This is a genomic window from Methanoregula sp. UBA64 (assembly GCF_002502735.1).
Classification (GTDB): Archaea; Halobacteriota; Methanomicrobia; order Methanomicrobiales; family Methanospirillaceae; genus Methanoregula.
This window is the reverse complement of sequence record NZ_DAQC01000008.1, coordinates 66690-87707: the sequence shown is the minus strand read 5'-3', so window position 1 is coordinate 87707 and position 21018 is coordinate 66690. Positions and strand designations below refer to the sequence as shown.

General features: G+C 59.7%; 20 protein-coding genes and 1 pseudogene. 14 read left to right on the top strand and 7 right to left on the bottom strand.

The window, feature by feature from the left end; translation table 11 throughout:
- Positions 1-56: 56 nt before the first annotated feature.
- The 3 genes from BP758_RS10925 to BP758_RS10915 all read left to right on the top strand — a co-directional run bounded on the left by BP758_RS10925 (position 57) and on the right by BP758_RS10915 (position 1933).
- Positions 57-1004 (top strand): magnesium transporter CorA family protein, encoded by a 948-nt coding sequence (locus BP758_RS10925; RefSeq protein ID WP_292370916.1) that lies wholly within the window; start codon positions 57-59, stop codon positions 1002-1004.
- Between the two features lie 327 nt (positions 1005-1331).
- Positions 1332-1580 (top strand): DUF433 domain-containing protein, encoded by a 249-nt coding sequence (locus BP758_RS10920; protein WP_292370915.1) that lies wholly within the window; start codon positions 1332-1334, stop codon positions 1578-1580.
- Entirely contained in the window at positions 1577-1933 is a 357-nt protein-coding gene (locus BP758_RS10915; protein ID WP_292370914.1) for a DUF5615 family PIN-like protein, read from the top strand. The genes BP758_RS10920 and BP758_RS10915 overlap by 4 nt, the downstream gene beginning before the upstream one ends.
- Before the next feature lie 41 nt (positions 1934-1974).
- On the opposite strand, the gene ileS is transcribed toward BP758_RS10915, so the two are convergent.
- The gene (ileS, locus tag BP758_RS10910) at positions 1975-5157 is read right to left on the bottom strand and encodes an isoleucine--tRNA ligase (RefSeq protein ID WP_292370913.1); all 3183 of its coding nucleotides are present in this window, start codon (positions 5155-5157) and stop codon (positions 1975-1977) included.
- 193 nt (positions 5158-5350) lie between these two features.
- On the opposite strand from ileS, the gene BP758_RS10905 reads away from it, so the two are divergent.
- The 4 genes and pseudogenes from BP758_RS10905 (at position 5351) to BP758_RS12325 (ending at position 9213) form a co-directional block, all read left to right on the top strand.
- A complete protein-coding gene (locus BP758_RS10905) occupies positions 5351-7162 on the top strand; it encodes a hybrid sensor histidine kinase/response regulator (protein ID WP_292370912.1) in 1812 nt (603 codons plus the stop codon).
- 141 nt (positions 7163-7303) lie between these two features.
- Positions 7304-8740, top strand: a complete 1437-nt coding sequence (locus tag BP758_RS10900) for an aldehyde dehydrogenase family protein (RefSeq protein WP_292370911.1) — start codon at positions 7304-7306, stop codon at positions 8738-8740.
- A 7-nt stretch (positions 8741-8747) separates the two neighbouring features.
- Positions 8748-8918 (top strand): annotated as a pseudogene (locus tag BP758_RS12330) (TIGR00725 family protein); the annotation flags it as partial.
- Between the two features lie 85 nt (positions 8919-9003).
- A complete protein-coding gene (locus tag BP758_RS12325) occupies positions 9004-9213 on the top strand; it encodes a hypothetical protein (RefSeq protein ID WP_349680510.1) in 210 nt (69 codons plus the stop codon).
- 10 nt (positions 9214-9223) lie between these two features.
- Here BP758_RS12325 and glp read toward each other — a convergent pair whose 3' ends face one another.
- On the bottom strand, positions 9224-10429 hold the full coding sequence (gene glp, locus BP758_RS10890; RefSeq protein ID WP_292370910.1) for a gephyrin-like molybdotransferase Glp: 1206 nt from the start codon (positions 10427-10429) through the stop codon (positions 9224-9226).
- Between the two features lie 10 nt (positions 10430-10439).
- Positions 10440-10625 (bottom strand): hypothetical protein, encoded by a 186-nt coding sequence (locus BP758_RS10885; RefSeq protein ID WP_292370909.1) that lies wholly within the window; start codon positions 10623-10625, stop codon positions 10440-10442.
- 98 nt (positions 10626-10723) lie between these two features.
- On the opposite strand from BP758_RS10885, the gene BP758_RS10880 reads away from it, so the two are divergent.
- The 6 genes from BP758_RS10880 to BP758_RS10855 all read left to right on the top strand — a co-directional run bounded on the left by BP758_RS10880 (position 10724) and on the right by BP758_RS10855 (position 15345).
- Positions 10724-12037 (top strand): D-aminoacyl-tRNA deacylase, encoded by a 1314-nt coding sequence (locus BP758_RS10880; RefSeq protein ID WP_292370908.1) that lies wholly within the window; start codon positions 10724-10726, stop codon positions 12035-12037.
- Complete coding sequence (gene ftsZ, locus BP758_RS10875) at positions 12034-13125, top strand: cell division protein FtsZ (RefSeq protein ID WP_292370907.1); 1092 nt, start codon at positions 12034-12036, stop codon at positions 13123-13125. The genes BP758_RS10880 and ftsZ overlap by 4 nt, the downstream gene beginning before the upstream one ends.
- Before the next feature lie 6 nt (positions 13126-13131).
- Positions 13132-13338, top strand: a complete 207-nt coding sequence (locus BP758_RS10870; protein ID WP_292370906.1) for a protein translocase SEC61 complex subunit gamma — start codon at positions 13132-13134, stop codon at positions 13336-13338.
- A 6-nt stretch (positions 13339-13344) separates the two neighbouring features.
- Positions 13345-13875 (top strand): transcription elongation factor Spt5, encoded by a 531-nt coding sequence (locus tag BP758_RS10865; RefSeq protein WP_394339202.1) that lies wholly within the window; start codon positions 13345-13347, stop codon positions 13873-13875.
- Between the two features lie 229 nt (positions 13876-14104).
- Positions 14105-14620, top strand: a complete 516-nt coding sequence (locus BP758_RS10860; RefSeq protein ID WP_292370904.1) for a hypothetical protein — start codon at positions 14105-14107, stop codon at positions 14618-14620.
- A gap of 179 nt (positions 14621-14799) precedes the next feature.
- Positions 14800-15345: a GNAT family N-acetyltransferase gene (locus BP758_RS10855; RefSeq protein WP_292370903.1), complete on the top strand. Its 546-nt coding sequence runs from the start codon at positions 14800-14802 to the stop codon at positions 15343-15345.
- A 9-nt stretch (positions 15346-15354) separates the two neighbouring features.
- Here BP758_RS10855 and BP758_RS10850 read toward each other — a convergent pair whose 3' ends face one another.
- Genes BP758_RS10850 through BP758_RS10840 form a run of 3 tightly spaced genes read right to left on the bottom strand, consistent with a single transcriptional unit; the run spans position 15355 to position 18832 of the window.
- The gene (locus BP758_RS10850; RefSeq protein ID WP_292370902.1) at positions 15355-17112 is read right to left on the bottom strand and encodes a cation:proton antiporter; all 1758 of its coding nucleotides are present in this window, start codon (positions 17110-17112) and stop codon (positions 15355-15357) included.
- A 59-nt stretch (positions 17113-17171) separates the two neighbouring features.
- Positions 17172-18542 carry an NAD(P)H-dependent oxidoreductase gene (locus BP758_RS10845; RefSeq protein ID WP_292370901.1) on the bottom strand — a complete coding sequence of 457 codons (1371 nt, stop codon included), beginning with the start codon at positions 18540-18542 and terminating at the stop codon, positions 17172-17174.
- Positions 18543-18559: 17 nt separating this feature from the next.
- Positions 18560-18832: an AbrB/MazE/SpoVT family DNA-binding domain-containing protein gene (locus tag BP758_RS10840; protein WP_292370900.1), complete on the bottom strand. Its 273-nt coding sequence runs from the start codon at positions 18830-18832 to the stop codon at positions 18560-18562.
- 402 nt (positions 18833-19234) lie between these two features.
- Here BP758_RS10840 and BP758_RS10835 point away from each other — a divergent pair, with 402 nt between their 5' ends.
- Entirely contained in the window at positions 19235-20011 is a 777-nt protein-coding gene (locus BP758_RS10835; RefSeq protein ID WP_292370899.1) for a hypothetical protein, read from the top strand.
- An 82-nt stretch (positions 20012-20093) separates the two neighbouring features.
- Here the strand turns inward: BP758_RS10835 and BP758_RS10830 are convergent, their stop codons facing one another.
- Positions 20094-20939 (bottom strand): class I SAM-dependent methyltransferase, encoded by an 846-nt coding sequence (locus BP758_RS10830; RefSeq protein WP_292370898.1) that lies wholly within the window; start codon positions 20937-20939, stop codon positions 20094-20096.
- Positions 20940-21018 lie beyond the last annotated feature (79 nt).

The window sequence follows — 21018 nt, the reverse complement described above, 5'->3', positions numbered from 1 at the left end:
ACTACCCGTACAGGCACAATTTCCATGGGACAGGCGACCATGCACAGGAGGAACATATGCAGCAGATCATTCTTACCAGAAAAGACGGGGACCGGGACATTACCTCCTGTGTCAGTACGATCGAAGACGGCGCATGGATCCGGCTGTTCAATACCTCCGAGAACGAGCTCAAAACTCTTTCCGATTCCTGTGACGTCCCGCTCGATTTCCTAAAGGCCGCACTCGATGAGGAGGAACGGCCGCGTATCGATACCGAGGACGGGGTTGTGCTTGTTGTCATCGATATCCCGGCCATGATGGAGAACGAGGGTATCAAAACCTTAACAACGCTGCCGCTCGGGATCATCGTTACCGAGAAAAACATCATAACGGTCTGCAAGTACGAGTCCCACCTGCTCGAAGATTTCCTGTCCGGAAAGGTCCGGCACTTCGCAACGTTCAAGAAGACCCGGTTTTTGTTCCAGATCTTTTACCGGAACGCGTCCCTGTACCTGCACAACCTCCGCCAGATCGAGAAATCGATCTCGCATATCGAATCCGAGCTTCACCGGTCCTTAAAGAACGAGGAACTCTTCCATATGATGGAGATGCAAAAGAGCCTCATCTACTTCTCGACCTCGCTCAAGAGCAACGAAGTGGTACTCGAACGGATCATGCGGGTCAAACCCCTGCGGATGTACGAGGAGGATTCAGAGCTCCTCGACGATGTTATCATCGAGAACAAGCAGGCGCTCGAGATGTCGCAGATCTACCTGCACATCATCAACGGTATGACCGATACGTTTGCAACGATCATTTCGAACAACCTAAACATCGTGATGAAGTTCTTGGCCTCGGTCACGATCATCCTTGCGATCCCCACGATGATTGCCAGTTTCTACGGGATGAACGTGGGCGATATCCCGCTCGCCGGCCGGCCGTTTGCGTTCGAGACGATCTTTATCATCTCGTTTATGATCTCGGCTGCTATGGGCATCCTGATGTGGAGAAAAAAGATCTTCTGATCTTTTTATCGTTTTCCCGGGATCATAGACGCTCACTAATCCAGGCACGCAATGGCCCCGGAATACTCCCTGTTCTTGACAAATACGCACATATTCCTGCAAAACCCGCACGAATTTGGGAAAAATCCGGGTTTTACCCCCGGAGGAAAACGCACCTAATAGCACATTTCCCGTGGCTGAAATTTTTGGAAAGGTGCCGGGGGATGTGGATCTGACAGAACGAAGATATGAGGCTGTGAGGGGCATCTGGGAAGATTCTGCATTTTTTGAACTGGAGTTATGGGATTCCGGGCATAGGTATAATATTTGCCGCCCCCATTGTTCTTCATGAATACGGTCTCACGGATTGTTCTGGATCCCTCTATCCTGGCCGGCAAACCGGTGATCCGGGGGACACGGATCTCAGTCGATCTTGTTCTCGAACTCCTCGCATCCGGCTGGCAGGAAGCGATGATCCTCAAGGAGTATCCGGGACTGGAGCACGAGGATATCCTTGCCTGCATACGCTATGCCCAGGAAATTGTCAGATCCGAGCGAGTCTATTCTACATCCCCGCAGGAAAAGATTGCCGGATGAACCTGCTTGCCGATGAGAATATACCGGCATCGATTGTCCGGGATCTTTTGAAAGATGGGCACGATGTTGTATGGATTCGCGAGGAATCGCCCGGTGTCCCGGATGCCGAAGTCCTGCATCAGGCTCGCCGGAAAAACCGGATCATCCTGACATTTGACAAGGATTTCGGCGAACTGGCAATACGCGATCAGGCAGCCCCCTGCCCGGGCATTATCCTGATACGTGTATTCAAAAAGGATCCGTCGGATCTGGCAGAATATATCCGGGAAATAATCCGATCGCGCCAGGACTGGGCGGGCCATTTCTCAGTTATTGAAGATGAGCGGATCCGGATGCGGCCGCTCTCGCGATAAGATCAAAACAGATTAAAAAAATGAACGTCCTTTTTACGGAATTACGCCGCCTTCGAGATCCCGATGGTCATCGCGATCCCTTCGACATCCCAGTCTTTGGATAACTGGTATGATGACGGAGCCGGCTCCGCAGCATTGTGGAGCGCAAGCGTCTTTGCCCGGACCTCTTCGGCAATCCCGGGTTTCCAGCCTGCTCCCACGAGAGTGCAGACCCGCTCGTCCTTGACCGCCACATCGACCGCGATGAAGTCCTCGACCGCGAGATCGAGCTGCCGGCGCATCTCCTGGATCCGGCGGATGATCTCGCGGGCATAGCCTTCCGCTTCGAGATCGGGCGTGAGGGCAACGTCCACGTACACCGTCGCGTCCTCCATCGGGGCCGAGAAGATATCGGTCGGCATTTTCTCCGTAAACGTCACGTGGTCGGTGCCGATCTCGAACTTCGCGCCGTCCTTTTCGAGCGTGTACGTCTGCCCGGCATCGACTGCCGCCTTGATCGCGTTCCCGTCCGCTGCTTCGATGAGGCCCTTGACCGCAAAGGAATTCTTCCCGAACCCTTTCCCGAGCGCCTTCATCACCGGCTCCGCGTGCCACCCGATCCGCTCCCAGCGGCCCATCACGACCGTGACTTTGCGGGCATTGGCCCGGTCCATGCAGATCGCGTTAAGCCGGGCGACGGCGTCCTTTACTTCCGGTTTTGCCGTCACGATCACGACCTCGCCCACCGGCCAGCGCAGTTTCCTCTTTCCTGCCTGCCGTGCGTTCTGGACCGCGTCGTCGAACGAGCGGGCGAGCTCCATGGCGTGTTCGAGCTCGTGGTTGACGAGCGCATTGTCGCAGGCCTGCCAGTCGAGCATGTGCACGCTCGCCGGGTCATTGGCGCACCGGAGGTTCCGGTAGATCTCTTCGGTGATGTGCGGGGCAAACGGCGCCATGAGGCCGACGAGCCGGCGCATCACGTAGTAGATCGTCTCGTAGGCAAAGATCTTCTGCTCGGACTCGCCTTCGAGCCACATCCGGGGCCGGACCAGCTGGACGTACCAGCGCGAGAGGTCTTCGAGGATGAAGTTGAGGATCTCCCGGGTTGCCCGGTGGAGCTGGCACTCTTTTGTCGCGGCATCGACAATGCCGGCGACCGTGTTAATCCGTGAAACGATCCAGCGGTCCTCATCGGGAAGCTCGCGGAGGTGCGACCGGATAAACGAACCGTCCCACGTCCCGTCCTTTGCCTCGGGCTCGAACGTGTCGAGGATCATGTACGGCATCGGGAACCGGTACACGTTCCAGAGGATGTTTATCGTGCGGTTGACGGTCGCAACCCCGTCCCAGTTGAACTTTAAGTCGTCCCAGGGTGCAGAGCTGGAGAGCACGTAGAGCCGGAGCACATCGACCCCGACTTTTGCCACAACCTCCTCGGGAGCGACCACGTTCCCGAGGCTCTTTGACATCTTGCGGCCTTCGGCATCGAGCGCAAAGCCATGCATGCAGACGCTCTTGTACGGCGCTTTCCCGAATGCGATCGTACTTGCGCCGAGCTGCGAGTAGAACCAGCCCCGGGTCTGGTCCTGCCCCTCGGTGATGAAGTCCGCAGGCCAGAGTTTTTCGAACTCTTCGGTCTTTGCCGGGAAGCCGACCGTTGCCCACGATGCGACCGCGGAGTCGAACCAGACATCGAAGATGTCCCCGACCCGCTTCATCGTGCCGCCGCACGCGCAGGGGATCGTGACCTTGTCCACGAACGGGCGGTGGGGATCGGGAACGGCCTGCCCGCTTGCTTTTTCGAGTTCGGCAATCGTGCCGATGACCCGGTACTGATCGCATTTGTCGCAGACCCAGACCGGGATCGGGATGCCCCAGTAGCGCTGGCGGGATACGCACCAGTCCCGGGCCTCCTTGATCCAGTCGTAGAACCGGGCGCTGCCGGCCCACTCGGGGTACCACGTGACCTTTTTGACCTCGGAGAGCATGAGGTCCCGCATCTCGGAGGCTTTGAGGAACCACTGGGAGGTGGCGCGGAAGATGATCGGTGTCTTGCAGCGCCAGCAGTGGCCGTACCGGTGGGTGATCTTCTCGGTTGCAAGCAGGCGCTCGCCAAGGGCGTCGAGCACGTCCTGGTTTGCGTCCCGGACAAATTTGCCGGCAAAGATCCCGGCCTCGGGCCGGAACTTCCCTGCCCCGTCCACCGGGCAGACGATGGCGAGCTTCTCCTTTGTCCCGAGCACGTAGTCGTCCCACCCGTGGCCCGGCGCAATGTGAACCATGCCGGTATTTTCCATTGCCACAAAGTCCGCGGCAACGACCCGGTGGGCGATCTCCTTCTGGAGCGGGACTTTTTCGAGCAGCGGGGAGTCGTATTCCCAGCCGACCAGATCGGCGCCGTTCTTCTTCTCCAAAATATCGAACTTCTGGTACCGTCCCTTCTTGAGCACGGACTTGACAAGGTCCTCAGCCACCCAGAGGAACTCTTCGTGCCCGTTCTTCTCGGCATGGACCCGGGCGTACACGAACTCCTTACCTACCGCGACCGCGACGTTCGCGGGAAGCGTCCAGGGCGTTGTCGTCCAGATGACGAGGTACTCGTCAGTTTTTCCCCTGATCGGGAACTTCACAAAGACGGAAGGGTCGGTCTCGTCCCAGTACTCGACCTCGGCGTCCGCGATCGCCGTCTCGCACCGGGGGCACCAGTTCACGACCCGGTACCCGCGTTCGAGCATCCCCTTCTCCTGGGCTTTTGCGAGCGTCCACCACGCGGCCTCCACGTACCAGGGCTTGATCGTCTGGTACGCATTTTTAAAATCCATCCAGATCCCGAGGTTCTCGAACTGGGCGTCCATCAGTTCCTTGTTCTTTATGGCAAACTCCCGGCACTCGTGGATGAACTTCTCGATCCCGAAGGTCTCGATATCCTTTTTCGAGGCAAAGCCCAGCTTCTGCTCGACTTTGACTTCGATCGGGAGGCCGTGCATATCGTAGCCGGCCCGGTCGATCACGTTTTTCCCGTTCATCCGGTGGTAGCGCAGGATCGAGTCTTTTATGATCTTGTTCCACGCGGTGCCGAGATGGATCTGGCCCGTGGTGTACGGCGGCCCGTCCACAAAGAAGAACGCCCGGCCGGAGCGCTCGCGCTGTTCCTTTACTGCCTTGTACGTATCGTGGGTGCGCCAGAACTCCTGCACCTCACGTTCGATATCTTTCGCGGAAAAATTTGCGGTGACTTCCTTCAATTGGAATCCCTCAGGTGTACCGGTACTGGACGCCCGGTTGTACCGGTATGGGTTGGCGGTATAAGGACAAAGTAGTTTTTACCGGAATTACCCTCAGGATCCTCCATGCAGCACCTGCGCTGTACAGGGGTGGTTTATGACAGAAACATTCCGGTATGGTTAAATATCCCCGCGGGTACGAACAATAGTAACGATGTACCGTATCCTCTGCGTCGATGACGAACCGGCCATCCTTGAACTCTCGAAGCTGTTCCTGGAGCGGACCGAAAATTTTAGCGTTGACACCGCAGAGTCGGCAGCAGATGCAATCCGGAAGCTCTCGTCGGAACCCTGCGATGCCGTTGTCTCCGATTACCAGATGCCGGGGATGGACGGTCTCGCGTTCCTCCGGGAGATCCGTAAGGTGCATGGCGATCTCCCGTTTATCCTTTTCACCGGCCGGGGCCGGGAGGAGGTAGTTATACGTGCCATCGACTGCGGCGTGGATTTCTATCTCCAGAAAGGCGGCGACCAGAAAGCACAGTACGCCGAGCTGGCGCACAAGCTCAAAAAAGCGATCGATCGCAGGAGGGCGTGGGAATCGGTACGGGCAAGCGAGGAGAAGTACCGCGAGCTTGTCGAGAATGCGAATAATATCATCTTAAAGTGCGACCGCAACGGGAATCTTACGTTCTTTAACGAGTACGCCCAGCAGTTTTTCGGGTTCTCCAGCGAAGAGATCCTTGGCCGGTCTCTGGTGGGCACCATTGTCCCGCCCACGGAGTCAGAATCGGAGCGGGACCTTGCAAACCTGCTCGCAGAGATCGTGCGCAGTCCCGGGGCCTATGCCCACAATGAGAACGAGAATATCAAAAAGAACGGCGAACGGGTCTGGATCCAGTGGTGGAACAAGCCCCTGTTCGATGCAGAGGGTGAATTTACCGGGATGCTGTGCATCGGCACCGACATGACCGCGCAAAAAAAGATCGCGCTGGCGCTCAAAGAGAGCGAGGAGCGGTACCGGTTCCTGGTAGAAAATGCGCCCCTGGCGATCTCGGTCATCCAGGGGGAGTATGTCCGGTTCATGAACCGGTTCGGGCTGGATGCCGTGGGATACACGCTGGACGAGGTTCTCTCGCGACCGTACCTGGAATTTACCCATCCCGATGACCGGGAACTGGTATCCGCAAATCATAACCACCAGATCCATGGCCGCAGCAAAGGAAGTCTCTACTCGTTCCGGCTCCGCACGAAGTCTGGCCTTTCGCGCTGGTTCGATGTAAAATCGGTGGCCGTTACCTGGGGCGGGGAACCTTCGTCGCTGAATTACTATACCGATGTCTCCGACCGCAAAAGCATCGAGGACACCCTCCAGGCAGTCAACGGGAAACTGCTCCTCCTCTCGCGTGTCACCCGGCACGATTTCAGCAACCAGCTTTCCGCCCTCCGCGGGTTCTTGGATCTCTCCAAGGCGCACGTGGGCGACTCCGGCCGGCTCGACGGGTACCTGAACCGGATGGACTCGATAGCAGGGACACTGGCAGAACAGCTCCGGTTCACCCGGGATTACGGGGAGGTGGGGCTGATGTCGCCAAAGTGGCTCAGCCTCAAAGAGATCTTTACCCATGTTGCAGCACAACTCCCGCTGGAGGATGTGGTACTTTCACTTCCGCAGAAGGACACCGAGATCTATGTCGATCCCCTCTTTTCCAAGGTCTCCTACAACCTTATCGAGGATTCGCTGCGGTATGGCGGGAGGCAGCTTTCCCGGATCTCGGTTACTACCGGGCCGGGCGATCATGGTACTTGTATCGTGTACGAGGACAACGGTGTCGGTGTCCCCGGGGAGGATAAGGAACGGATCTTCGAGATGGGCTTTGGGAAAAATACCGGTTTTGGCCTCTTTTTGTCCCGGGAGATCCTCGCCCTTAACGGCATCACGATCACAGAGACCGGCACGCCCGGGGAAGGAGCCCGGTTCGAGATCTTCGTGCCGGAGCGATCCTGCCGGGAACCGGCAGCCTGAACCTGCCAACAGCCCCCCCGACCGTCACGTCTTTATGGATACGGGAGGATGCTGTTATCGTAAAAACAGCTGTCCGGCAGGGAATGTGCCGGCTGACAAAAACCTCCCGGCCCAGGTGCCAGGAATTTTTGGAGCAGAATTATGGAACAGTCGCCCTACCCGGTCCTTATCGGGGGAAAGAAGAAGGTAACGCAGGAGATTGCAAAGGTCCGGTTCCCCTACACCGGCGAGGTGTATGCAGAGGTCTGCCAGGCCGGACCGGTCGAGATCAAGGAAGCGGTAGCCGCGGCCTCGCGGGGGTTTGAGGAGACCCGCGTGCTCTCCACCCACGCCCGGGCCCGGATTCTCGATACCCTTGCCTGCCGGATCCACGAACGATCCGGCGAGCTCGCGGAAGTCCTGGTGATGGAAGGCGGCAAGACCCGAAAGTTTGCCGCAACGGAAGTTGCCCGGGCAGAGACTACGGTCCGGACCGCGGCAGAGGAGGCAAAGAGGATCTATGGCGAGATCATCCCCCTTGACTGGGGGAGCGAGAGCGAGGGCCGGACCGGCTACCTGCGGCGCTTCCCGCTCGGGCCGGTGCTCGGGATCGTGCCGTTCAATTTTCCCTTGAATCTCGCCTGCCACAAGCTCGCCCCGGCAATTGCGGCCGGGAACTCCGTGATCCTCAAGCCCTCGTCCGCGACCCCGGTATCGAGCCTGCTCCTCGGGGATATGGCCGTTGAAGCCGGGCTGCCGCCCGATGCCATCAGCGTCCTCCCCTGCCCGGTCGGCCGGGCAGAGCAGCTGGCAAAAGATCCCCGGATCGCGTACCTCTCGTTTACCGGCAGCTGCCCGGTCGGGTGGCACCTGCGGGAGATCGCGGGAAGGAAGAAGGTGTGCCTCGAACTGGGCGGGAACGCGGCCGTGATCGTGCACGAGGATGCAAACCTCGCGTACGCGGCGTCGCGGATCGCCACCGGCGGGTTTACCAATGCCGGGCAGGTCTGCATCTCGGTACAGCGCGTCCTCATCCACCGGCCGGTGTACGACAAGGCCCGCGACCTGATCCTTGCCGCGGCCAGCAAGCTCGTCTTCGGGGACCCCCGGGACCCGGCAACCGATATCGGCCCGATGCTCGACCGTATCAAGGCCGAACAGGCATATGCAAAGGTGCAGGATGCCGTCCGGCAGGGAGCCCGCTGCCTCTGCGGCGGCACGCTCGAAGGCACGATGTTTGCCCCGACGATCCTTGAAGGCACCAGTCCCGGCATGCGGGTGAACTGCGAGGAGGTCTTTGCCCCGGTGATCTCGCTTGTCCCGTACGACACGTTCGAAGAGGCGGTACGGCTGGCAAACGATGGCGAGTACGGGCTCCAGGCCGGGATCTTCACGCAGGATATCGACCGGGCGTTCTCTGCCTTCGAGGAGATGGAGGTGGGCTGCGTGCAGGTAAACGACATCCCCACGTTCCGGGCCGACCACATGCCGTACGGCGGAACCAAGGGTTCCGGCACCGGCCGCGAAGGGCCGCGGTACGCGATAGAAGAGATGACCGAACAGCGCCTGCTCGTGATCAACCGGCAGGGCGGGGCATAACCGGATCATGCAGATCGCGCTGATCGGGGCGGCCGAAGCGGCACCGGAGGAATATGCGGCTGCATACGCGGCCGGCCGTCTCGTTGCAGAAGCCGGCGGCACCCTGGTCTGCGGCGGGCTTTTCGGGGTCATGGAAGCTGCGTGCAAGGGGGCCCGGGAGGCGGGCGGCCGGACCGTGGGCATCCTGCCCGGCACCGGTGAGGGAAACGCATATCTCGATGTCGTGATCCGCACCGGCCCTTGGCCAGGCACGGAATGTCCTGGTGGTGCAGTCCGGCGATGCTGTGATCGCGGTTGGCGGGAGTTACGGCACGCTCTCGGAAATTGCCGTTGCCCTCAGGACCGGGCGCCGGGTCTTTGGCATTCGCACGTGGGATATCCCGGGCGTTACGGCGTGCGGGACCGCAGAAGAGGCGGTACGGGGAGCGGTTGCCGCAGCACAGGGATCTTCCCGCGGCACGGGCCGGGAATAAAAAAACAGGATTACCAGGGAATAATCTCAACCCGGCTTCCCTTCTCAAAGCCCTCGCTCTCTGCCGGGACCCGGAGGATGCCGTTACTCCGGGCCAGGGTGTTTAGGAGGCCGGACTTCCCGAAGAGCGGGGTTGCCACGCCGTCTTTGAGGGTGACTCTGAGGAAGTCTTCGCGCCCCTTTGTCGAGGGCACGTTGATTGCAAGGGTTGCGGGAATCGTCACCGGGTCCGGCGCAGCGTTCCCGGTCATCCCGTCGAGCAGGTGCCGGGCAATGGCGAGGAGCACCACAAAGGTTGCGGCCGGGTGGCCGGGCAGGCCGATCGCCGGCACCGTGCCGGCCCGGCCGATCACCGTGGGCTTGCCCGGCGCGATTGCAACGCCGTGGACGAAGACCTCGCCCATACCGGCGATCACGGCCGCGGTCATGTCCCGGTCGTCTTTCGAGCTCCCCCCGGAGATCAAAACCGCATCGCATTCTCCCGCAGCCTTTTGTACGGTCGCGGCAAAGGTCTCGCGGTCGTCACGGACGATCCCGTACCGGACCGGGATGCAGCCGTGGTCACGGACAAAGGCTGCGATAACAAAACTGTTGACATCGCGGACCTGCCCGGCTGCCGGAACCTGCGTGACCGGCACGAGCTCGTTTCCCGTCGAAATGATGCCGATCCGCGGCCGTTTTGTGACCGGGACCTGATCGCAGCCGACCGCGGCAAGGACGCCGAGGTCTTGCGCCGAAAGCCGGCGGCCTTTATTGAGGACCGTTTCGCCCTTTTTGAAATCCTCGTTATAGCGGATGATGTTCTCGCCATCGGCAGCCGGTTTCTTTACAAGAATACTGTCCCCGAACGGCTCGGTGTTCTCGGCCATCACGACCGCATCGGCGCCCGCGGGGAGGATCCCGCCGGTCGGGAGGTAGATGCATTCGCCCGGCAGGATCTCGTGTTCCGTGGCAGATCCCATCATGACCCGGCCCCTCAGGGAGAGGACCGCCGGCGCAGCATCCCCGGCCCCCGCGGTATCCGCCGCCAGTACCGCATACCCGTCCATGACCGAGCGGGTGAACCCCGGGATATCGATATCCGAGATAATATCCGCGGCAAGCACGCGTTCCCGGGCCTCATCGAGGGGAACCGTCTCTGCGTGCAGCGGGACTGCAAGGCTTTTTGCAACTTCGACGGCCCTGCTTACCGGGACAACGGACAAGAAAAGGCTCATGGGGATCCGGTCACTTAAAACAGCCCAGTTGGCATCCACGGATCTTGATCCCGTGGGAGTTGCAGTACTTCCCGATCTCTTCTAATGCGATCTGGTGCTTTTCTGCGATCGTACATGCCTGCGTGCAGGTCAGCACCTCTGAGACGCCGGCCTCTTTGAGGGCCCCTGCTATCTGCTCTTTTTTCTGTGCGTCCATGGTAACGATCACCTGTGCTGTAGGGTCAAATAAGCGTTATGAACAGGGAGGGTTTGTATACGAGAATTATTCGCCCCCCAGAGCATACCGGATCGTACATGAAGGTTGCCCTGGTAAATTCCCGGCAGGACCTGGCCGGATGTACGATCCGGCGCAGCATCGAAGAGCTCATGCGGGAAGGGAATGTTCCGGATACGGGGCGGACGTACGAGTTCTTCGAAGTTGACGGCCGGCTCATCCACGCGGAGGGGGCAGATGCCGGCACCAGGGCGGATCTCGTGATCTTCCTCTCCCGGCATTCAAGCGTGAACCCGGTGCCGGTGCTCACGGTCCATGTCACCGGCAATTACGGGGTTGCGGAGCTTGGCGGGAGCCCGGCAACGCTTGCCCCGGCCGCACCCGCGATGATGCACGCGGTCCTGCGGTCGCTTGCCCGGCACTGCCCGGAGGGATACCGGGTCTCGTACGAGGTCACGCACCACGGCCCGACCACGCTTTCCCTTCCCTCGTTCTTTGTCGAGATCGGGAGCACAATAAAAGAATGGGGCGACCCGGTGGCCGGTCGGGCGGTGGCAGAAGCCGTGCTCGATGCCGTACCCCTTGCCGATGCCGTGCCGCTCATCGGTTTTGGCGGGACGCACTATGCGGTGCGGGAGACCGAGATCGCGCTTGCCACACGGGGGGCGTTCGGCCACATTGCGAGTTCCCAGCGGCAGGTACCGGCAATTGACGAGGCAATGGCCCGGCAGATGATCGAAAAGAGCGGGGCGGTTGCCGCGTATGTCGACCGGAAATCTCTCTCCCGCAGCGATCTCGACCGCATCGGCGGGATCCTTGACCGGCTCGGTATGGTGCGGCTCTCGGAAAGCGAGATCTCCTCCCTTGGCCGGCTCCCCTGGGAGACCTACTGCCGGGTACGGGAACTCGCCGCCACGCTCGGGTCCGGGACCCGGTGTTATGTCCATGCCCTTTGCGGGGAAGGACTGCCCGAGATCCTCTCCCTTGACCCGGTGCTCGTGGCAGAGGCGGCAAAGGCCGGGGAGGCAGAACTTCTTTTGGGCCTCTCTGCGATCCCGGTCGTCCACCTGGCCACGCAGGACAACCGGTTACTCCCGCAATTCATTGCATTTTCCAAAAATTCTTCGGAAATAATAAATGCTTTAAATACATTGTGCGTGAAAATCATACGTAACAGGGAAATCACTGCGACGGAGAATGATTACCTGATCATCAAGAGGGTCCGGTTTGACCCCGAAAAAGCGCGCATACTGGGGATACCGGCCGGCCCAGCCTACCGGCAGCTTGCCACCGGGCAGGCGGTCGAATATGGCGGCCGGGTCATTGCTCCGGACGAAGTCTCTGTCGCAACCGAGACCAGGATCCACATCCCGGGACTGGAGAACCATTCATGAGATCGATTGTTGAAGAGGCACTCACCAAGGCGAGGGACGAGACAGCTGCGCCTTCGCAGAATAACGAGGATCTTGATCAGATCTTAAGCGAACTCAAGACCGAGATCACCGTGATCGGCTGCGGGGGCAGCGGGTCAAACACCATCACCCGCATGATGGAAGAGGGGATCCACGGTGCGAAGCTTGCCGCCATCAACACGGATGCCCAGCACCTGATCCGGACCCATGCCGACCAGCGCATGCTGATCGGCCGGCAGCGGACAAGAGGCCTCGGGGCCGGCTCTATCCCGCAGATCGGGGAAGAGGCGGCGCTTGAGAACGAGCAGGAGATCCGCGCCCTGGTCTCGGGCTGCGACATGGTCTTCATCACGGTCGGCCTTGGCGGCGGTACCGGGACCGGGTCGGCCCCGGTCGTGGCAAAAGCTGCCCGGGACGAAGGTGCGCTCACGATTGCGGTCGTCACCCTGCCGTTTGCCTCCGAGGGTGCGATACGGCTCGAGAATGCCCAGGCCGGCCTCGAACGCCTCCGGGATGTGGCGGATACGGTCATTGTGGTCCCGAACGACCGCCTGCTCGAAGTCGTCCCCAAGCTCCCGCTCTCCGCAGCGTTCAAGGTCTCGGACGAGGTGCTCATGCGGGCGGTAAAAGGCATCACCGAGCTCATTACGATGCCGGGCCTCGTGAACCTGGACTTTGCCGATGTGCGCACGGTCATGGAGCGCGGGGGCGTTGCCATGATCGGTATGGGCGAAAGCGACAGCGAGGACAAGGCGGCAGACTCGGTCAAAAAGGCGATCCGCTCCCCGCTCCTTGACGTGGACATCTCCGGCGCGACCGCCGCGCTCGTGAATGTGGTCGGCGGCCCGGACATGACCATGGCAGAAGCCGAAGGGGTTGTGCAGGAAGTCTACTCGCGCGTTGACCCGAATGCCCGGATCATCTGGGGCGCCCAGGTAGACCCGACGATGGCAAACAAGATGCGGACCCTCCTGGTTGTTACGGGCGTACGGTCACCACAAATATATGGTCGCAATGAGAAACTTACCCCCAAAGTACAGAAACAGTTTGAGATCGATTTTCTCAAGTGATTTATTATGGAAATTTCAAAGCCGGATATCAAAGTTGACGTGCACGAGGAGCTTTTCCGTAAATATCTTCGTGTGTTAAAGCTCGCGCGCACCCCCACTCGGGAGGAGTTTACCAAGATCGCGACCGTAGCAGCGGCCGGGATCCTCCTCATCGGGCTGATTGGATTTATTATCTACGTGATCTTCGACCACAAGACGCTCTTAGGGTTTTAAATCCTGATGGCCATGACTCCGGAACCTACCATCCCTTCAGCCGCACCGGCGGTCCCTGCCGAGCCTGAGGTTTTCAATAACCGGATCTTCGCGATCAAGACCACCTCCAAGCAGGAACGCACGGTAGCCGACAATATCTTAAAAGCCATCGAGACCAAAGCGACCGATATCAAGGTCACCTCCATCATCGTCCCGAACGAGCTCCAGGGCTACGTCCTTGTCGAGACCCCCGAGCAGCGCAACCGTATCGAACAGCTCGTCGAGATGACCGCCCATGCCCGGGCGCTTGCAAAAGGCCAGACCACGCTTGCCGAAGTCGGGCATTTCCTGATCCCGAAACCGGTGGTCGCCGGTATCGACGAAGGCACGATCGTCGAACTGATCGCCGGGCCGTTCAAGGGCGAGAAGGCGGTTGTCAAGCGCGTTGACTCTGCAAAAGAAGAGATTACGGTCGAACTGTACGAGAGCGTTGTCCCGATCCCGATCACGGTGCGGGGCGACAATGTCCGCGTGGTCGACAAGAACGTCGACCAGTAACTCCTTTTTTCTGCACCAGCCCGGCACGTACCGGATGACACTCTTTGCAGTTCTCTCCGTAACAAAATTCCTTTGTGCAGCCCACTTCAGCAATGTCCTGCCGTTTTCGTGTAAAGAATAGTTGATACAGGTCTCTTTTTATATTACAAAATGTAATGTATAACTTACATTACCCGGGCATACCACCCTCAGGTAACAAGCCTGATCCTTCAGGATCGGAGGCTCAATAATGAGATCGGAAAAACTCGGAATTATCACCGTTTTTGCCACGGCACTGCTCGTAGCCGTGGTAATCATTGCAGGATGCACACAGGACAGCGGCAGCGCATCAGGATCGTCTGCCGGAACAACTGCCGGTACCAGCCAGCAGGCAGCACCGGGAAGCACGGACACCGGGACCTCCCAGGACACCAGCGGATCGCAGAGCGTCAGCCATGGTGTGGGAACCCTCGGGTCGCAGACATCCGGTTACTCCGGTAATGCAAGCCGGCAGTATTCCGCCGGCCAGAATTTCTTAACCAACGAGACCCGGCTTAGCGCAGCCGCAACAAAGCTTGGCGTCTCCGAACAGGACCTCAAGAACGCCCTGACGCCCGCAAACGGCCAGCGGGTCAACTTCACCGACGCCGCAGCCCAGATGGGCGTGACCCCGGACCAGCTCCGTGATGCATTCGGGTTCCCGGCGGGCGGGGCCTACCATGGCAACCGCACTGCACCGGCCGGGACGCCGGCCACCGGGCAGTGACCGGAAATCGTTTTCCTCACTTTTTTTCTCCGGTTCCGCGAGACTGTCAAAATTTTTTCACAGAACACCAGTGTTATCGTCTTTTCCGGGAAATCCTCTGCAGGTACCCTGTACAAAAATCCGGACACGGGCGGAGAAACCCGGGCCCTTTTCCGGCATTCCCTTCGGAGCATCATACCATGGTTTTTTCCTTAAACACCGGGCGGCTGGTCCTTGAAGATATGAACCAGCAGGACCTTGCCGCCATGCAGCGTATCGCCTGCGACCGCAGCGTCATGAAATTCGTGCTCATCTGGCTCGAAAACGAGGATCAGGTGGCAGGCTTTGTGCAGCATGCAATCGACGAGGCAGCCCGGCCAGACCGGCACGACTACGTGCTCGCGATCAGGGAACCGGCGACCGGTGACTTTGCCGGCTTTGTGCTCTTCGAGATCGATCCCGAAGAGCCGACAACGGCTGAGGCGGGCTGTATCCTCCGGCCGGAGTACTGGAAGGCCGGTTATGCCACCGAGATTCTTCGGTCGCTCCTGGCGTTTGGGTTCGGGACGCTTTCCCTCCACCGGGTCTTTGCGAAATGCGATCAGGAAAACCATGCATCAGCTCACGTGCTGGAGAAGTGCGGCCTTGCGTATGAGGGGACGCTCCGCGAGCATGTCTGGCTCCGGGACCACTGGCGCTCGACCCGGTATTACGGGATGCTTGACCAGGAATACCGGTCCGGATAACCCCGTTTTTTATGTCCGCTCATCGGCAGGCTTTGCGGAGGCCCGGTACAGGTTCTCGTGGACGCGCCGGCGCTCCCGGTCGATCTGCTCGGGCGTTGCCCCGGATTCCCGGAGGATCAGCTCGGTCACCGAGAGCGCCATCTCCCCCTCGTCCGAGAAGATAACGTCCGCCCCGGCAGCCACGAGATTGTTTTGTTCAGCAAGGTACGTGGTCCGGGCAATGATCCGGATCTTCGGGTTGATCTCCCGCACTTCCCGGAGCACCGCGATACCTTCCCGAAGATCGGGGACGCTGATCACGAGGACCGCAGCCGTAGCAGCGCCTGCTTCGGCGAGCGTCCGAATCTTCGTGGCATCCCCGTACACCGCCGGGATACCCTGCGACCTGAGCTCCTGCATGGTCTGGAGGTTGAGCTCGACAACGGTCACGCTGATCCCGTTCTCCCCGAGGAGCCGGGTCACGGTCCGGCCCACCGGGCCGTACCCCACCACAATAGCACGGGCGGTGCCAGGCCGGGGAACTTCCTGTCCCCCGGTATCTGCCCCGGGTCCGCACCGGGTATTGATCCAGGCGGTAAGGCCGGGGGCATGACGGTCGAGCCAGCGCTCGATCCCCCCGCCGGCCCGGAAGAGGAGCGGGTTGAGCGTGATCGAGATGATGGCTGCGGCAACGAGGATGTTCTGGGCCTGGGCCGGGAGGATATCCAGGCCTGCCCCCATAGTAGCAAGGATAAAGGAGAACTCCCCGATCTGGGAGAGGACAAGCGCCACCGAGAGTGCGGTTTTGAGCGGATATTTTAAGAAGATGACAACGGCAAATGCCACCAGCGGTTTTCCGATAAGGATGATGGCAAGCGTTACAAGCACAAGGCCCGGCGTCTGGATCAGGCTCCCCCAGTCAAAGAGCATCCCGACCGAGACAAAGAAGAGCACGGCAAAGGCGTCCCGTAAGGGGATCGCATCGGTCGCTGCCCGCAGGCTGAAGTCCGACTGCCCGACAATCATCCCGGCAAGGAACGCTCCCAAAGCCATCGAGACATCGAACAGGTAGGCCGAGCCGACCGCAAGGGAGAGGGCTATTGCAAGGATGGCAAGCGTGAAGAGCTCGCGGGAATGAGTGTCGGCAATATTCGCGAGTATTCGGGGGATCACCCAGCCCCCGACCACAAAGGTAAAGGCCACCAGGAGGACGATCTTTATCGCGGTCAACCCGAACGCCGGCAGGATCCCGGCGGTGCCGGCGCCATCCGGGCCAAAGAGGATCGGCAGCAGCACGAGCACAAAGATGGTAAAGAGATCTTCTACCACGAGCCAGCCGAGCGCGATATGGCCGGTCTGGGTGTGGATCTCGTTGTTGTCCGAGAGGACCCGGGTCATGACCACGGTGCTCGCCACCGATATTGCAAGGCCAAAGACGATCGCTGCCGGCCAGGCCCAGCCAAGGAGATGCATGACAAACGCCCCGAGCGTTGCGGTCACCAGGCTCTGGATCAGCGCCCCGGGGAGAGCGATCCAGCGTACGGACCAGAACTCCTTTACCTTGAACTGGAGGCCGACCCCGAACATGAGGAGGATTACGCCGATCTCGGCGAGCTGCTGGGCAAAGTCGGCGTTTGCCACAAAGCCCGGGGTGTGCGGGCTTACCATGATCCCGGCAAAGAGGTACCCCACGATTGGGGAGAGGCCGAGACGGTGGGTGATATACCCGAAGATGAGCGCTGCTAAGAAGGCCCCGGTCAACGTCAGGATCAGGTCGAGGTTCTGCACGTGGGTGGTACTTTCCCGGGAGTTTTAAAAAAGTGATGGATGGGGGAAATCCGATAGGATCAGTCTCCTTTGAGCACCGGGGCAAATGGTTCGATCATGTGGTGTTTTATGTCGATGTACACCTTCTCCCGGACCGTTTTGCTCTTTGTCAACAGCATCATGACTGCGTTCGTGACCCGGGTCTTTGTGTCCCCCTGCGGGAAATCGAACATGTGGTGTTTTTTGTAGTACCGGTAATCGGCCTGGAAGACAAACCGCATCCCGCCGTAGATGCTGTCCCGGAAGATCTTGTGGCCGCCGACCGCGTAGAAGAGGTGCGGCGGGGTATACCCGGCCTCTGCCCCGGCAACAAGCCGTCCTGCAAGAGAGTCGAGCAGGGCATCGAGCTCCGCGGAGGTGGCGGTCTCGTCGGTCACGAAATGCGCATTGCACCTGCCGCTGTCCGCCCACATCGTGAGAGCTTCTTTGAGACAGGCGACCTGGGAGAGGGGCCCGGCAATGGCAAAGCCGACCTGTTTTTCCCCGAGGCCGGGCGTATGGCCTTTGAAGAAACTCCGGTCAAAGAAGCATTTCCATGTCGAGGAGAGGTAGCGGTCGCGGATGGCGCCGGCAAAGACGAGGATGTCGGCCGCTCCGAGCCGGTTCTTGTAGAAGTCCACGAACCCGTCGGTGTACACGCAGGTGTTGTCGTAGGCGCACGTACAGCACCCGAGGCAGGGGCCGCGGATATCGATATCGTGGAGATTGATGATCTCGGCTTTCCCGGCAAAGGCAGAGGAGAGCCGTGCGATCATTGCCGTGAGATTCGCGGAACTGCCGTCATCGTCCGTGAGGATGACGACCTTTTTTGCCCCGGGCTCGACGGTTGTCTGCCCGTTTCCCGGGACATAGGCAAGGGTCGGGGGAATGAGCGGAGCGGTCCCGCGCTGGACCGGGACGTTTCTCTCCACGCCTGCGAAGGTGAGGGCTGTAAATTTGGTAAGCCGTTCCCGTTCCCCCGGCACGAGGAGGTCGTGCATATCCGCAGAGTACGCCCCGATATATTTCATCCCGAGATCGTCGCAGATTGCGCGGAGGTAGTCGTGGGCGATCATGTCGGCGTAGTGGATCGAGGTGGTCAGTACCGCTGCGTATTTCCCGGCAAAGGCGTTCCCTGCGCCGCGTTCGAAGACGAGCTCGATGAAGCGCTTGTACTGGGCCGGGACAAGCATGACGTAGAGCGGGAACGCCCAGAGGATGAGATCGGCCGACCGGACCTTTTCGATCACCGCGTCAAATGCTGCTGCGTCCTTTTCGAGTTTCTTTACTTCGTGCGCTACGTTGAGCGTCTCATACCTGTTGCCCGGGAACTTCTTTTCGATATACGCCACGTACTGCATCGTGACGCTGATATCGCCTTTCGGGCTGCCGTTCAGAACGATTATTTTCATGGACTCTCCCGTGTGTCTTATTCCTCAGGCAAAACAGCGCTGTCGAGGATCTTCTTTGCAAATTCCCGGAGGGCATCGGCCTTGACAAGGGCAATCCCCCGTTCCGTGTCGCCGAGGACGAGCAGGATGTCGCCCGGTTTGATCCCGAAGATCTCCCGGGCCTCTTTGGGGATCACCACCTGCCCGCGTTCGCCGACCTTCACGCTCCCGAAGAGGTGTTTGGTCTGCTGTTTCCGTGGTGCTACCAGTTCGTCCACCAGGGCCTCTTTCCCACATTTCGTATTTTTCATACAATTCATATTTGTACGATTGATCGTATTTAGCGGTTGTGCCGGTGCCGGGCCGGCCCGGGGCGGCCTTTGCCCGGGGCCCTGACTGGGCGGGCAAAGAGTGTCGCGTGGTGCAAAAGTGATCCGCGGTATCCGGGCATGTCCAAGCCTCTCCCGTCGTAAAAACACCGTGTTTCCGGACCTCGGGATAAGCATGGTTACAAAAATACACCATATGATACCAAGGGGGGGTCCTGCGGGAGCTTTTCAGGATATGCCGGAATGTCTATGAATACGTCCGTCCCTGTGAAGAGGGGTTGGTTTACGGGGGAATGGCTTTTGGCAGGATTTTTGCAGGCATATCATTCCCCGGAAAAAAATAGATCCTCCGGTTTTATTACCGGTTGCATCAATCATTCGTGTATGAAGTGCGTATATGGGATTGTTATCCTGATTGTTCTCGTACTGGCCTCCGGGTGTACGGGGAGTACATCTGAAAAGGACACCGCGGTCCAGACGGCATCCGCACCTGCGGTCACAACCGTAACAGGTACCCCGGTAACGGGCACCCCTCTTGCAGAACTTTCCCGTGCCCGGCCCAATGCGAGCGTAAAGCTCGAACACGGTGCAGTCGTGCTCACGTTTACCGCGGACGGGCCGCAGGCCATGACGTTTGGTATTACGGAGGGAGCGGAGACGATCTATGGCGAGTCCGACGACCTTGTGATGACCGGGCCGTACACCGGGTCGCTGGTTTTTGGCCCGCCGGACACCGCAGAATACCAGCTCAACATCACCGGTAACGGCACATGGACGGCAGAGCTTACCCGCCCGGATACGACCCGGCCGCTCAGTGTGCCGGTAAACCTGACCGGCACTGGTGCGGAGGTTTCGCCGGCGTTTGTATTGGAGAAAGGGGAGTACATCTTTGCCCGGGACGAGGTCGGGCTTGCCTCTCCCCTGTACGAACTCCGGTATGCAAACGGGAGCGTTGTCATGGATGCGAACAACACCTGCGTCCTGCCGTGCCTGGGGGAGGGCTCGATGCACCCGTTCGCGATCATGGCGATCCCCGTGAACGGTTCGTACCTGGTGAGTGCAATCCCGCGGTCAAGCCCGCACCCGTGGAATGTTACTATCAGTGCGGTCCCGGCAGTCCCGCAGATGGGGCCGGGGCCGGCCCTGCCGCAGAACCCATAAAACCGCAGAAAAAGCGGCCCCGATCGCTTATACCTGTCCCCGTGTCTGCCGAAAGGAGAAACGCGGATCCCTTTTTTTAGGCTTACCGGGGCGTTCTCGTCACGCAGAACGTGATCATCTCCCCGGTCCCGGAACCATCGTCGGGCAGGAGATTGTCATGGAACGTAGTCTCACAAAATCCCTGGCTGGCGAGGATCGCGGCGAGATCTTCCGGGCAATAGTACCGGCTCCAGAACCGGTACACCGATTGCCCTCCCGCTTCCGGGCAGACGATATGCTGCTGGAGGATGACGTTTGCCTCCGGGTAATGGAAGGCCTCAAAGAGCGCCAGGTAAGGCTCGGCTCTCCAGAAGCCGTTTGTGGAAACCTCCCACGATTTTAAGGGAAACCGCATCATCTCCGGGGCTTTGGGGTTGAGCGTGTCGAAGATAAAAAGCCCTCCCGGCACCAGGGCACGCCGGACATTCTCCAGCAGTCGCGTGCGATCCTCGGGGAGAAGCACGTCAAAGTCGCAGTAGATCATCAGGGCGATATCGAACCGGCCCGTGATATCGAGGTCAAGGTAATTTTTCGTGAGATAGTCGACAGTAAGGCCCTTCTCGGCTGCCGATTTTTTTGCATAGGCAATGGACCGGGCCGAGAGGTCAACCCCGGTGACCTGGTGGCCGTGCCCGGCGAGCCTCTCGCAGTAGAGGCCCGGGCCGCACCCGAGGTCGAGGATCTTCTTTGGTGCACCGCCGCAGTACGATTCGATCCAGCGGACGGTCGCGTCGATGGCCTCCCGTTTCCTGCTTGCCTCATCGGTATCCTGGCTCAGGTGCAGCGCAAGGAGGTGTCGGGAGATATGGTCGTCGTCCCACATGCTCGCCGTCCCTTTTTCAAAGAGCGGGGGCTTGCAGGAACTTAAGAGGATTGCCGGAATGTCCATGGATGGTTCAGACTCTGAATTAGGAGTGTTCGTTGTACGGTTAAATGGGATGTGGTCGGGAATTTTTCTGAAGGGAGTG